This window comes from Coprococcus ammoniilyticus, from assembly GCF_025567345.1.
GTDB lineage: Bacteria > Bacillota > Clostridia > Lachnospirales > Lachnospiraceae > Coprococcus > Coprococcus ammoniilyticus.
The window spans coordinates 303,042-316,637 of record NZ_JAOQJS010000001.1 but is presented as its reverse complement, the minus strand read 5'-3'; the positions used below and the strand labels follow the sequence as shown (position 1 = coordinate 316,637).

Annotated in this window: 12 protein-coding genes and 1 other annotated feature (1 of these 13 cut by a window edge); of the genes, 10 read left to right on the top strand and 2 right to left on the bottom strand. The window is 42.3% G+C overall.

The genetic code is table 11. The features are described 5' to 3' along the window. Nucleotides 1-150 (bottom strand) — a binding site (T-box leader); it reaches 99 nt to the left of the window's first position. Between the two features lie 200 nt (nucleotides 151-350). From pta to OCV60_RS01265, 6 genes are all read left to right on the top strand, one after another. Continuing rightward, nucleotides 351-1,400, top strand: a complete 1,050-nt coding sequence (gene pta, locus OCV60_RS01290) for a phosphate acetyltransferase (protein ID WP_008401728.1) — start codon at nucleotides 351-353, stop codon at nucleotides 1,398-1,400. Nucleotides 1,401-1,724: 324 nt separating this feature from the next. Continuing rightward, nucleotides 1,725-2,891, top strand: coding sequence for a hypothetical protein (locus OCV60_RS01285; protein ID WP_262529080.1), 1,167 nt, complete (start codon nucleotides 1,725-1,727; stop codon nucleotides 2,889-2,891). An 87-nt stretch (nucleotides 2,892-2,978) separates the two neighbouring features. Continuing rightward, nucleotides 2,979-3,818, top strand: a complete 840-nt coding sequence (locus tag OCV60_RS01280; RefSeq protein WP_262529079.1) for a DUF6734 family protein — start codon at nucleotides 2,979-2,981, stop codon at nucleotides 3,816-3,818. Between the two features lie 10 nt (nucleotides 3,819-3,828). Further along, the gene (locus OCV60_RS01275) at nucleotides 3,829-4,296 is read left to right on the top strand and encodes a GtrA family protein (RefSeq protein WP_262529078.1); all 468 of its coding nucleotides are present in this window, start codon (nucleotides 3,829-3,831) and stop codon (nucleotides 4,294-4,296) included. Between the two features lie 221 nt (nucleotides 4,297-4,517). After that, nucleotides 4,518-5,756: a beta-ketoacyl-ACP synthase II gene (fabF, locus tag OCV60_RS01270; protein ID WP_008401733.1), complete on the top strand. Its 1,239-nt coding sequence runs from the start codon at nucleotides 4,518-4,520 to the stop codon at nucleotides 5,754-5,756. Nucleotides 5,757-5,762: 6 nt separating this feature from the next. After that, nucleotides 5,763-7,472: an acetyl-CoA carboxylase carboxyltransferase subunit alpha gene (locus tag OCV60_RS01265; RefSeq protein WP_262529077.1), complete on the top strand. Its 1,710-nt coding sequence runs from the start codon at nucleotides 5,763-5,765 to the stop codon at nucleotides 7,470-7,472. A gap of 86 nt (nucleotides 7,473-7,558) precedes the next feature. Here the strand turns inward: OCV60_RS01265 and OCV60_RS01260 are convergent, their stop codons facing one another. Continuing rightward, complete coding sequence (locus OCV60_RS01260) at nucleotides 7,559-8,128, bottom strand: iron-containing alcohol dehydrogenase (protein WP_262529076.1); 570 nt, start codon at nucleotides 8,126-8,128, stop codon at nucleotides 7,559-7,561. Nucleotides 8,129-8,177: 49 nt separating this feature from the next. Beyond that, nucleotides 8,178-9,047 carry a DMT family transporter gene (locus OCV60_RS01255; protein ID WP_021944311.1) on the bottom strand — a complete coding sequence of 290 codons (870 nt, stop codon included), beginning with the start codon at nucleotides 9,045-9,047 and terminating at the stop codon, nucleotides 8,178-8,180. A gap of 238 nt (nucleotides 9,048-9,285) precedes the next feature. Here OCV60_RS01255 and dnaK point away from each other — a divergent pair, with 238 nt between their 5' ends. The 4 genes from dnaK to OCV60_RS01235 all read left to right on the top strand — a co-directional run bounded on the left by dnaK (nucleotide 9,286) and on the right by OCV60_RS01235 (nucleotide 13,268). Beyond that, nucleotides 9,286-11,040: a molecular chaperone DnaK gene (gene dnaK, locus OCV60_RS01250; protein WP_173783734.1), complete on the top strand. Its 1,755-nt coding sequence runs from the start codon at nucleotides 9,286-9,288 to the stop codon at nucleotides 11,038-11,040. Between the two features lie 105 nt (nucleotides 11,041-11,145). Continuing rightward, complete coding sequence (locus OCV60_RS01245) at nucleotides 11,146-11,541, top strand: zinc ribbon domain-containing protein (protein ID WP_021944313.1); 396 nt, start codon at nucleotides 11,146-11,148, stop codon at nucleotides 11,539-11,541. A gap of 14 nt (nucleotides 11,542-11,555) precedes the next feature. Next, nucleotides 11,556-12,467 carry a DUF5685 family protein gene (locus OCV60_RS01240; protein ID WP_262529075.1) on the top strand — a complete coding sequence of 304 codons (912 nt, stop codon included), beginning with the start codon at nucleotides 11,556-11,558 and terminating at the stop codon, nucleotides 12,465-12,467. Next, nucleotides 12,468-13,268, top strand: a complete 801-nt coding sequence (locus tag OCV60_RS01235) for a J domain-containing protein (RefSeq protein WP_262529073.1) — start codon at nucleotides 12,468-12,470, stop codon at nucleotides 13,266-13,268. The last annotated feature ends 328 nt before the right edge of the window (nucleotides 13,269-13,596 follow it).

The following is a 13,596-nucleotide window of genomic DNA, read 5'->3' as shown; positions in this document are numbered from 1 at the left end:
AACGGGAAGTCTCCGTCGCCCCTACTAGATTCGCTCGTTCGGTTTGCCCTCGCAAGTCCATTCACTTAAGAAATCATCACTGCAATCTCACCACCTGCAGTTCTCTGGACATGTTGTTCATAAGCTACTCTTCTTGCTCATTGGTTTGTTTTATTGTATTCATATTGCACCGGTATGATATATTTGTCAAGAACTAATTTTATAATTGTTCAAAAAAAGGTACAATTATTTCGATGGAAAACCTTGTTTATTCGTTAAAAATCACTATAATAAAAGTAAGATGACTCGCTATGCGCAAGTATAGCTTTTAATACTGAAAATATACGGAACGTGTATGTAATGCATGATATATGATTCGTATAAATAATCAATGGAGGACTATAATCGTGGAAGAACGTAAAAATTTTGGTTTCGGTGTATTGATCGATATTTTGAAGAAAAATCCAAAAACAATTGTTTTGACTGAAGGTACTGATCCCCGTATTCTGGAAGCATCTTCAAGACTTCTTGCAAGTAACTTCCTGCATCCGATTCTTGTAGGAGATCCTGATAAGATTTATGAAGTTGCAGAGGAAAGCGGTTTTAATATAAGAGGTTCCGAGATCATTAATCCAAGGAATTTTGATCGTATGGATGAGATGGTTGAGATGTTCTGTGAACTCAGAAAGAGCAAGGGTGTGACACCGGAGCAGGCAAGAGAGATCCTGTATCAAAACAACTACTTTGGTACGATGCTTGTTAAGATGGGAATTGCAGATTCGCTTCTCGGTGGTGCTACATATTCAACTGCAGATACAGTAAGACCTGCTTTACAGCTGATCAAGACAAGACCGGGCAACACACTGGTTTCATCCTGCTTCATTCTGGTACGTCCGTTTGCAACAGGTGGTAATGAAGTGTTCGCTATGGGTGACTGTGGTATCAACATCAAGCCAAATGAAGATGAGCTGGTTGAGATCGCAGAGGAGACGGTTCGTTGTGCAAGAATCTTCGGTGTAGATCCAAAGGTTGCATTCTTAAGCTATTCAACCTATGGCTCTGGTAAGGGCGAAGATGTGGATAAGATGAGAAATGCAGCAAGAAAGACAAAGGAGCGTAACCCTGATCTTCCGATCTCAGGTGAGATTCAGTTCGATGCAGCCGTATCACCTAGAGTTGCAAAGAAGAAATGTCCACAGTCAGAGGTTGCAGGAAATGCAAATACCTTTATCTTCCCTGATATCAATGCAGGAAATATCGGTTATAAGATTGCACAGAGAATGGGTAACTTCTCAGCATATGGCCCGATCCTGTTAGGACTTAATTCTCCTATCAACGATCTGTCCAGAGGATGTACAGCAGATGAGGTTTATTCTATGGCGATCATCACAGCAGCATTAGCAGATAATAAAGATGCATAAATTGTAGATAGATAAAAGCCGGACACTATCTTTGGTTTAAAGAGATAGTGTCCGGCTTTTGTCTATTGTCTAAAGATGATTATTCTATTTGCAGGAATTCTGCGGCTGTTAATATTTGTGGCTTTTGAAGTCCTGATTCTGCTGATTTTTCATTGCAAGAAAGTGTGATTTTTCTTGAAATAAATGGGTAAATGGTTTACCATAATATCATGAGTATTTAGTATGGGATTGTAGCGTTTTTTTAGCGTGAAGGGCGAACAAATGACGCCTGTGAGACAGAAAAATTGGGACAGCATATTTGTGGGTGTCAGAATGGAGATTTGAATGAGTTTCGTGTATTCATTGTTTTTGAAGAGAGCCGGAGAGGAACTTTCACAATTTGATAACAGAATTTCTAACATGCTTCCAGTGGCTGCCGGTCTGGTTTTTTTTGATATGCGAAACTATCGTAATGATAATGGGGAATTTAATGTTTATATAGAGTGGAATGAGGAATTGAATTCCATCCTGAATGACAGACTGCCTTCGGGTGGTTATTTTATAAAGGCAACAGGAAAACAGGCAAGACAGTTGGAAGAAAAAACAGGTGGAATTCCTGTTTATATGAAGTTGATCGCACATGAGGGCAGGCTGTATCCGTATCGCACATATGTGATGTGGAATGGCAGGCCTTTTAGTGTGGAATTTAACGGAAATATATTAATCCCGGTTGATTATAAGAAGAAAGCAGAGAACGTGAGGATACAGGGTTCGCAGAATGGCGGTAAAGGAAATCGTACGGATGTATCTGGAAGTCAGATGAGCAGTCAGAGAGGGGTGTTTGGCACAAGCCAGCGTGGAATCTTCTTTGGCAGTCAGCGAGGATTTTTGACAGATAGTAATCGGGGCTTCTTTTTTGAAAGTCAGAATGGCTTTTCCTTTGGCAGTAACCGAGGTTATCTGACGGGCAGCAATCGTGAATTCTGGACGAGTAGCAATCGACCTTGGATGTATGAGTGGGAATATGAGAATGGCAGCCAGAGAAGTCTATTCGGTGGTAGTCAGAGAAGTCTGTTTAGTACAAGTCAACGTGGAAATTTCTTTGGAAGTCAAGGTAGATTTTGGGGGACAAGTCAGCAGGGATTCCTTTTTGGAAGTCAGCGGGAGTTTTTGACAGGTAGCAATCGGGGCTTCTTTTTTGGAAGCCGGAACGGCTTTTTCTATGGCAGCAACCGAGGCTATCTGACGGGCAGCAATCGTGAATTCTGGACAAGCAGTAATCGACCTTGGATGTATGAGTGGGAATACGAGAATGGCAGTCAGCGTGGATTTTTAGCAGGCAGCCGGTACACACCGACATTTTATCAGGCAACAGATGGTGGAGCAGATGATTATGATATTCCGCATTGGTATTACATGCCGCCGGAATGGCAGCTTATAAACCGGTCAAAACGACCATGCAGCAGAAAAGGCGGAAACAGCACATTTGGCTATGGGCTGGATTTAATATAGAGCGGAAGCGTCCCTTGGCTGAGAAGGTCAAGAGCCTGTAACTAATCAATATTTAGTCGGTTTTCAATTATCTTGAAAGGACAACATATGGACGGATTTCATTCCTTATGGTCAAAACCATATATGGCGGGAAAACAAGCGGAAGAATATTGGATGCAGGACTATGAAGTCCTTACGATGATTCTTTCGGCATTGATGTGGAGAAAATACAATGGGGGGATCCGTTTGTGTGCGGATGAAGAGGCAAGAGCATTTATCGAGAAGCTGGGACTTGCGCACATCTGGAATCTCGGAATCGAGGAAATTACAGTGCCGGAAGCGGTACCGGAAAAGGTGTTCTGGGCAGCCGGCAAATTATATTCATTGAAAAAAATGCAGATGCCTGCGGTCATGGTGGATCTGGATCTGATCATCTGGAAGGATATACGGAATATTATAAAAGATACGGATATCTGTGCAATACACAGAGAAGGGATATTCCCTGATGTGTATCCGGGAAAAGAGTTTTTCCATATGAAGCCGGAGTATCGGTTTGACCCGGACTGGAGCTTTGAGGTTCTTCCGGTCAATACCTGTATGTTATATATCGCGGATGAAGCGTTTAAGAATTATTATGTTGACAGTTCAATCACATTTATGGAGAATTGTCTGGAGACAGAGGAGAATCTCTGTCATATGGTATTTGCGGAACAGCGGCTTCTTGCGATGTGTGCAGAGAAGCAGGGAAAGCAGATATCATCTTTTTTTCCCGGTTCGGCACAGATCGAGAACCAGGATATATTCACACATTTATGGGGCTATAAGAACATTCTAAAATTCAATTATAAAGAAAGGGAAGCTTTTAACCGTAAAATGTATGATCGCATCGTCCGGGAATTTCCGGAAGAAGAGACGACACTCAAGCAGCTTCCGATATCAGGACTATAGGGAGAATGGTATGAAACTTTTACGCAAAATACCAAAGGAAATATACATATATATCGCATGGGGCATACTCGTAGGGGCAGTGAACTTAGGGTCTGCCTGGGTTTTTATGTACAAATGCGGGATAAATGAGATCTATGCCAATTATATGTCGTGGATTCTGTACAACTATGTGTCATTTGCGACAAACCGCAAATCTGTATTCCACACAAAGGCTGCAACGATAAAGGCATATTTTATTGAACTGGGATTATTCTATCTGAGCCGGATATCTACACTTCTGATCGAAACGGGGATTATCTTTGCGCTTGTTACCGGACTGAAATGGAATGCGATGGGAGTGAAGGTATTTACATCTATCCTTGTGATCTTTTTGAATTATTTCATCAGTAAGAAATTCATCTTTTCCATTCAATACGAAAAGAAAAATAGCGGAGAAATGTTGTCGGAAGACGAAGTATGCCGCGAAATCGTGAGATAATTAATAAAAACTTTACAAGATTTATTTCCATATTTTTGTAAAATGTAGTACAATATCGGCGTAACCATGCATTCTGTGTGGTTTATACATAAGCTGACAAAGTAAATTTTTATAGAATTTAACAATGCAGGATTTCTTCTATATCTTTCACAGATAATCTGGATGGTATATATATGGAAGAAAATGGAAATCATACTTTATATTAAGGAGAATTATTGAATATGAGTAGAAGAGTAGTGATTACAGGAATGGGAGCGGTTACTCCACTTGGTCTGAATGTGGATGAGTTCTGGAATGGCTTAAAAGAAGGCAGACATGGTTTTGGACCGATTACACAGTTTGATGCATCAGAATATAAGTGCAAGGTTGTAGGTGAAGTAAAAGGATTTGTAGCAAAAGATTATATTGATCCAAAGGCCGCAAGAAGAATGGCAAGATTTTCACAGTTCGCGGTTGCAGCAGCAAAGGAAGCAGTTGCAGATGCAAAGCTTGACATGACAGCAGAAGATCCATACATGGTTGGAACCTGTGTCGGTTCCGGTGTAGGAAGTCTTCAGGAGCTTGAAAGTGCATATGAGAAGATCATGACAAAAGGACCGAATCGTGTAAGCCCATTTACAGTACCTATGATGATCAGCAATATTGCAGCAGGTAATATTGCGATCCAGCTTGGCTGCAAGGGAAAGAGTATTGATGTTGTTACAGCATGTGCATCCGGTACAAACAGTATCGGTGAAGCATTCCGTACAATTCAGTATGGAGATGCAGATGTAATGATCGCCGGTGGTACAGAAGCAGCAGTTTCACCAATCGGTATCTCGACATTTGATGCGTTAACAGCGTTGTCATCATCTGATAACCCAGACAGATGCTCAATTCCATTTGATAAAGAGAGAGATGGTTTCGTTCTTGGTGAAGGTTCCGGTATCGTTATTCTTGAGGAACTGGAACATGCTAAGAAGCGTGGCGCAAAGATCTATGCCGAGATCAGCGGATACGGATGCTCCAGTGATGCATTCCATATCACAGCACCGGAAGATTCAGGCGAGAGCCCTGCAAGAGCAATGTTAAATGCTGTAAAGGATGCGGGCGTATCACCGGAGGATGTTGCATATATCAATGCACACGGAACCAGTACACATTTAAACGATCTGGTTGAGACCAGAGCGATCAAGAAAGCATTTGGCGATCATGCAAAGGACATCAAGATCAATTCTACAAAGTCTATGACAGGACATCTTCTTGGTGCAGCAGGTGCAATCGAATGTATCGTTACAGCAAAGACGATCGAAGAAGGCTATATCCACAGAACCCGTGGACTTCATGAGAGTGAAGAAGAACTGGATCTTGATTATTGTAAGGAGCCATATGAGCAGGAGGTTGACTGTGCGATCAGCAATTCTCTTGGATTTGGTGGACATAACGCATGTATTCTTTTACAGAAATATAAGGAGCAGTAAAAAGAAATGTTATTTATAAAGAAAAAGGCAAAAGAAGCCGAGATGGAAAAAATGAAGGCTGTCGAAGCAGAACAGCCAAAACCGGAGACTGTAAAATGTCCGAAATGTGGAGCTGAGCTTGATAAGCAGAGAGTTGTAAAGGCAAAATATATTTGTTATGAATGTGGTTCTTATTTCCGTGTTAAGACAAAGAACCGTATCAAGATGGTAACAGATCCAAAGTCATTTGAACCATGGTTTGAAGATATGCCGATGTCAAATCCGTTAAATACAGCCGGATATGAAGATAAGGTTAAGGCTGCGCAGGAAAAGACAGGACTGAAAGAAGCGGTTACAGTCGGTAAGGCTCTGATCAATGGTGAGCCGGCTATGATCGGTATCTGTGATGCCAGATTCCTGATGAGCAGTATGGGCTATGTTGTTGGTGAGAAGATTGCCAGAGCGGTTGAGCGTGCGACAGAAGAAAAGCTTCCTGTATTCATGTTCTGTTGTTCCGGTGGTGCCAGAATGCAGGAGGGTATCATTTCCCTGATGCAGATGGCAAAAACCTCCGCAGCATTGAAGAAACATTCAGAAGCCGGATTGTTATATGTATCGATCCTTACAGATCCTACAACCGGTGGTGTAACAGCCAGCTTTGCAATGCTTGGCGATATCATCTTAGGTGAGCCCGGTGCTCTGGTTGGATTTGCAGGCCCTCGTGTTATCAAACAGACGATCGGACAGGATCTTCCGGAAGGCTTCCAGCGTTCTGAGTTCCTGGTAGAGCATGGTATTATTGATGGTATTATCACCAGAGATAAGATGAAGGATACCATGTATCAGTTGATCGTTACGCATAAACAGAGAACCGGTTATGCAAACTTCGATAAGGAAGAAGACGAGAAGTTTGATATCAGCGAGATCTTAAAGGAGAGATTGACTTCTGTTGAGAATAAGACTCCTTGGGAGAAAATTCGTGGTACAAGACAGATGACTCGTCCTTGCGCACTTGATTATATTGATTATATCTGTGAAGATTTCCATGAGATCCATGGAGACAGAACAATGAATGACGATAAAGCGATTGTTGGTGGTATCGGTCATATCGATGGACAGCCTGTAACCGTGATCGCACAGGTAAAGGGTTCCAGCATGACAGAGTGTATGGAGCGTAACTTCGGTATGCCGCTTCCGGATGGATACCGTAAGGCTCTTCGTCTGATGAAACAGGCAGAGAAGTTCAACCGTCCTATCATCACATTTGTAAATACACCCGGTGCATTCTGTGGACTGGAAGCAGAGGAGCGTGGTATGGGTGAAGCAATCGCAAGAAACCTTTACGAGATGTCAGCCCTTAAAGTTCCTGTACTTTGTATCCTGATCGGTGAAGGCGGCAGCGGTGGAGCACTTGCTATGGCAGTTGGTAATGAAGTATGGATGCTTGAAAATGCAGTATACTCCATTCTTTCACCGGAAGGCTATGCATCAATTCTCTGGAAGGACAGCAATCGTGCAGAGGAGGCGGCAGAGGTTATGCAGCTTACCGCACAGGATCTTTCAAGACTTGGTGTGATCGAGAAGGTTATTCCTGAGTATGGCGGAGCAGATAAAGAATCTGTCCCATATATCGGTAAATTCATTAAAATGAATGCCAAGGAATTCCTGAAGAAATTCGATGGAATGAGCGGCGAAGAAATTGCTGCTGCAAGATATAAGAGATTCCGTGAGATGTAAATAAAATAAAAAACAGGGATGTAACGTTGAGGGTATCATAATGATTATGATGCCCTCGATGTAACATCCCTGTTTTTATATAAATCCTAGATCAATGACTCGTACAGCTTGGTGATATCCTCAACGCTTGTCTCCTTTGGATTGCCTGGGCGGCATGCATCATCATATGCAGACTGAGCAAGGAAAGGAATATCCTCCGGTTTTACGATATCTTTTAAGTCGGCAGGAATTCCGGCTGTTGTAGGTACAGCGAAGATAGGTACGGATTTATTCTTGGTAGGAGCAACGCCCTCAAGACTTCTGATATCAGCAAAATCCGGATTTGCGATCACGATACCAACGCCCTTTGCTGTGTCCATGGATGATCCGCCACCGATTGCAATGATGTAATCAGCTTCAGCAGCCTTAAAAGCAGCAACACCTGACTGAACATTCTCGATGGTTGGGTTTGGTTTAATGTTGGAATAGATCTCATATGCAAGACCAGTGTTGTCCAGAACATCTGTTACTTTCTTAGTAACACCGAACTTAATGAGATCAGGATCAGAGCAGACAAATGCTTTCTTGAAGCCACGGCCGATGGCCTCTGTAGCGATCTCTGTGATCGCACCTGCTCCATGATAAGATGTTTCGTTTAATACAAATCTGTTAGCCATATAAATAATAAGAAATATTATAGTAATAATTATAAAAAAGTATCTAAATTTACTTGCCGGCTGCATCTGCTTTTAATCCTGCGCGCCAGTTCAGATAAGAAATGCCGATGATAACGGCATACCCGATAAAGCTCAATGCATCCGGTATCTGGCTGAAGAAGATGAAACCAAGGATTGCCGAGGTGATGATCTGCGAATAATCGAAGATCGATATTTCCTTTGCCGGAGCATGTGAATAAGCAGCCGTGATCGAGAATTGACCGACAGCAGCGGAGGCACCTGCCATTAACAGACAGAACAACTGGAAAAATGACATCGGTTTATAAAAGGCGATCACAAATGGCAGCATGACCAGAGTCGAAAATGCGGAGAAAAAGAATACGATCTGTGGATTTTTTGCACCGTGGTTGCTTAGATATCTTACTGCCGCATAAGCAGCGCCTGCACCCATACCGCCGGTAAAACCGATGAGACCCGGAGCAAAATCAGCGAAGTTCAGGGATGGTTTGATAACAAATAAAGCGCCGATGAATACCCCGATCAGAGCAGCATATTGTTTCAGACTTGCCTTTTCCTTTAACAGGAAGATTGAGAAGATAACAGCGGCAAACGGTGACAGCTTATTCAGGATCGAAGCGTCGGCGATGTTCATGTGATCGACTGCATAGAAGTTACACATGATACCGAGTGTGCCGCAGATCGACCGCATAAACAGCATCGGAATGTGCCGTTTCTCATAATGCAGTCCGAGATCACTTCGGATCAGGACAACAAGCGCGATGAATGCTGCGACCAGATTGCGGAAAAATGCTTTTTCAATCGTAGGAAGATCACCGGATAATCGTACGAATACGTTCATAAAAGAAAAACCGACACCGGCCAGAATTATATAAAGAATTGCTTTTGTTTTCTCTCGCATATAAAAACACCACTTTCTGTAAAACTCTTTAGATATCATAGCTCTTTCTTAACTCAAAAGCTAGCCAAAGTTTTATGAAACACTTTATACTTGCTTTATAAACTATACACAATTTATTCAAAAAACTTGTCTATCATACTTTTAGAAAAAACAAAGTAGATACTATTTATATAGATATTACACAATACAGGATATATCAGTATAGATATCTTCGTCCGGATAGAAAAGGAGATCATACATGAGCAGGGTAATAGGAATAGATTTAGGAACGACAAATAGCTGCGTGGCCGTTCTGGAAGGCGAACAGGCGACAATCATACCGAATGCCGAAGGCAACCGTACTACACCATCGATAGTAGCCATTACGAAAAATGGCGACAGACTGGTGGGGGATGCTGCAAAGAGACAGCTTACGGTAAATGTAGACAGAACCATTGCATCGATCAAGAGAGAAATGGGAACAGCATATAGAAAAAGAATAGATGGAAAAGATTATTCACCACAGGAGATATCGGCGATCATTCTGTCAAAGTTAAGAGCGGATGCAGAAAACTATCTGGGTGAGCCGGTTCATGATGCGGTCATCACGGTTCCGGCGTATTTTGATGACAGTCAGAGACAGGCGACGAAGGATGCCGGAAAGATCGCAGGGTTAAATGTACTTCGAATCATTAACGAGCCGACATCAGCGGCACTTGCCTATGGTCTGGATAACGGACAGGCACAGAAGATTCTGGTATATGACCTTGGTGGCGGAACCTTTGATGTATCCGTGATCGAAATCGGAGATCATGTGATCGAGGTTCTTGCAACTGCAGGCGACAATCATCTTGGTGGTGATGATTTTGACGAGCGTCTGGTGCAGTATGTGATAAAGTCATTTAAGAAAGAAACAAGGATCAATCTGGAGAAAGATATAACAGCGGTACAGCGTATCCGGGAAGCATGCGAAGAGGCAAAGAAGGAATTATCCAGTACGCTGCAGACTCATATCAATCTTCCGTTTATCACGGTCGTAAAGAACGAGCCGAAGCATCTCGATATGCTCATAACCAGAGAGTTGTTCAATGAGCTGACAGATGATCTTGTAAAACGGACAGACGGTCCGGTCAATCAGGCACTTCGGGATGCAGGTATATCAGCCGGAAGTTTAGATAAGGTATTATTGGTTGGTGGGTCAACCAGAATCCCTGCCGTTATGGACGAGGTTAAGAGGATAACCGGAAAAGAGCTTTCGAAGAATCTCAACCCGGATGAGTGCGTTGCGATGGGAGCTGCGATTCAGGGAGGAAAGCTCAGTGGTGGTCTGACCGTTACGAATAAGGTAAATGATATTTTGTTGATGGATGTAACACCATTGTCTCTGTCAATCGAGACTTTAGGTGGTATTGCAAATGTACTGATCCCAAGAAATTCACCAATTCCGACCAGGGTATCCAAGATCTTTACGACGGCCGGAAATTTCCAGCGTGATGTAGAGGTAAAGGTGTATCAGGGCGAACGCAAATATACCAGAGATAATAAGCTGCTTGGTAACTTCCGCCTGAGTGGGATCAAGCGAGCACTTGCAGGAGTTCCGCAGATCGAGGTTACATTTGATCTTGATGTAAATGGTATCCTAAAGGTATCTGCAAAGGATCTTGGCAGAGGCGTGGAACAGCAGATCGTGATCACATCCAGCACGAATCTTTCAGAGGAAGAAATCCGTCGGGCAAGGGAAGATGCCATGCGGTATGAGGAAGAGACTCAGGGCAACAAGGAAAATATGGATATCTGGAACGAAGCTGAAGCATATGTATATAAAGTAGAAAATCAGTTAGAGGTACAAAGTCAGAATCTGGATAAGGCTCAGATCAAGAAGATTCGGAGAGATCTGGAATACTTAAAGAAACTGGTATGTCGGACGGATGCTGACCGGATCACGGATATAGAAGCGGGCAATATAAAGGGTGCTTACAGACAGTTACAGGAATCTGCAATGATCCTTGGATAGGCAGAATATTACGATCGTCGGATCGGAAATATATAGATAGAATACATGATTTGAAGGTGCTGAAATGGCAGCAGATCTGCAGGGTAAAGAAAGAGTGGTGCTTATATGAGAGATAAGATTTACAACTTTATGCGAACAAGATATGGAAATGATCAGTTTTCATCATTTCTGACTTGGATGGGACTGATCCTGATCATCATAGATGTCTGGGCGAAGACAGGAGTTTTGTATTTCCTTGGACTTGCTTCTTTTATCTATGGATATGTGCGCATCTTTTCTAAGAAATATGACAAACGTGCGGCAGAAAATAAGTGGTTTCTAAGCCACACGACAGGCGTTCGAAATGTATTTAAACGGATGAAGAAAAGCAAAGAAGCCGGAAAAGATTATAAGATCTTCACCTGCCCACGTTGTGAGCAGATGATCCGGATTCCACGAGGCAAGGGCAGGATCGAGATAAGATGTCCGAAATGTGGGAATACTTTTATTAAGAAAAGCTGATTGGAGACAGGCGCGTGTTTGGATATATAGTAGTAAACCAGCAGGAAATGAAATTTAAAGAATTTGACGAATATCACAGGTATTACTGCGGGTTGTGCAGGGCATTAAAAGAAGATCAGGGCGCAAAAGGCCAGTTGTCATTAAGCTACGATATGACATTTCTGGTGCTGCTGCTTACCGGATTGTATGAGCCGTCAGAGGAGCGGGGTACAAAAAGGTGTGTGGTCCATCCGATGACAAAGCATGAATATGCTAGAAATCTGTACTCCGATTATGCAGCGGATATGAACCGTATACTTACATATTACAAATGCATGGATGACTGGACAGATGATAAGAAGCTGTTTCGTAAGCTGTATGCGGAGCTTTTAATACCGAAGAAAGAGTTGGAAAAGGAAGACAGCCGATTATATGATTACAGACAAAAGATTGATACTATTGCAGATCGGCTTGCAAAGATCAGCGAGCTTGAGAAAGAAAACAGTGAAGATCTGGATCGGTTATCAGGATATTTTGGTGAAGTGCTGGCAGAGATATTTGCCGTAAGAGCTGATGCATGGGAAGAAAATCTGAGAAAGATCGGTTATTATCTTGGAAGATTTGTATATATTCTGGACGCTTACGATGATATTGAAAAGGACCGAAAAAAACACAGCTTTAATCCATTGATACACAAGCTTACATGTAGTGAAGAAATGAAGACAGAGGACATTCCGGTGGAGGAATGGCAGAAGCTTGCAGACTGGGTAAAAGAAGTCCTGATGATGCAGGCGGCAGAATGTGCCAGAGAATTTGAGAAGCTTCCGATTATAAAAAATGTGGAAATTCTCAGGAATATCGTGTATTCTGGCATATGGAATAATTATTATAAAGCAACTGCCGAAAGATGCGGTAGCAAAGCAGATAACAGGCAGAATGGAGAATAAATGAAAGATCCTTATGAAGTACTGGGATTGTCGCATGATGCCAGTAATGATGAAGTAAAAAGTGCATACAGACGATTGAGCAGAAAATATCATCCGGATGCGAATATCAACAATCCAAATAAAGCTGAGGCTGAGGAGAAGTTCAAAGAGATCCAGCAGGCATATAAGGCGATCATGGATGGTGATACCGGTTATGGAAATTCATACGGAGCAGGTGGATATGGCAGCCCATATGGAAATGGTTCATATGGTTCAGGCAGTTACCGAAACAGCAACAGCGGTGGAAGAACGACTTATGATGAGTCAGATCCGTTTGGCGGATTCTATGGCGGCTTTGGACCGTTTGGTGGGTTTGGCGGTTATACCGGCGGAAGACGGGAGGAATATGATCCAAACGATCAGGATTCCAGATATTTTCAGGCAGCCAGAAACTATCTGCGGTCAGGCAGTTATGAGGAAGCAAGAACAGTATTGAACCAGATCCAGGATCATAATGCAAAATGGCATTATTATTCCGGTGTGTGCAATGCCGGACTTGGTAATCAGATTCGGGCGCTTGAGATGCTTCAGAGAGCGATACAGTTAGAGCCGGATAATATGGAATACAAGCAGGCGTACGAACAGATCAAGAGCGGATCGAAATGGTATATGGATCAGGGACAGGGCTACGGCATGGATATGTCAGGCCGGGATATGACAAAATGCTGTAATACATTCTGCACTACCCTGCTTTGTCTCTCCTGCTGTGGTGGAAATATGTGCTGTTTCCCTTGTGGCGGCTATTATTCAGGCGGTTATTAGAAGGAAAATCCCTTATGAAACTGTTAAGATATTGGTATGTTGCATAGGGCAAGAGCGTATAAATAACTATAAAAACAGAAAATAATTGAAAAATCATTGTAAAATTGCAAGATTAATTAGACTTTGGTCTAAAAAATATGTATTTTTCTACAAAAAATTAAGACATGTATTGAGAAATACATGTTTTTTTGTTAAAATAATATAGGTTTCTTCCAAAAATTCTCATGGTAAAATCGGTTATTATGATGAATCAGGACGAAAGAGATATAAAGGATCCGGATAATACCGGCATCTGATTATAGAAAAATCGTCAGGGATGCATTCTGGC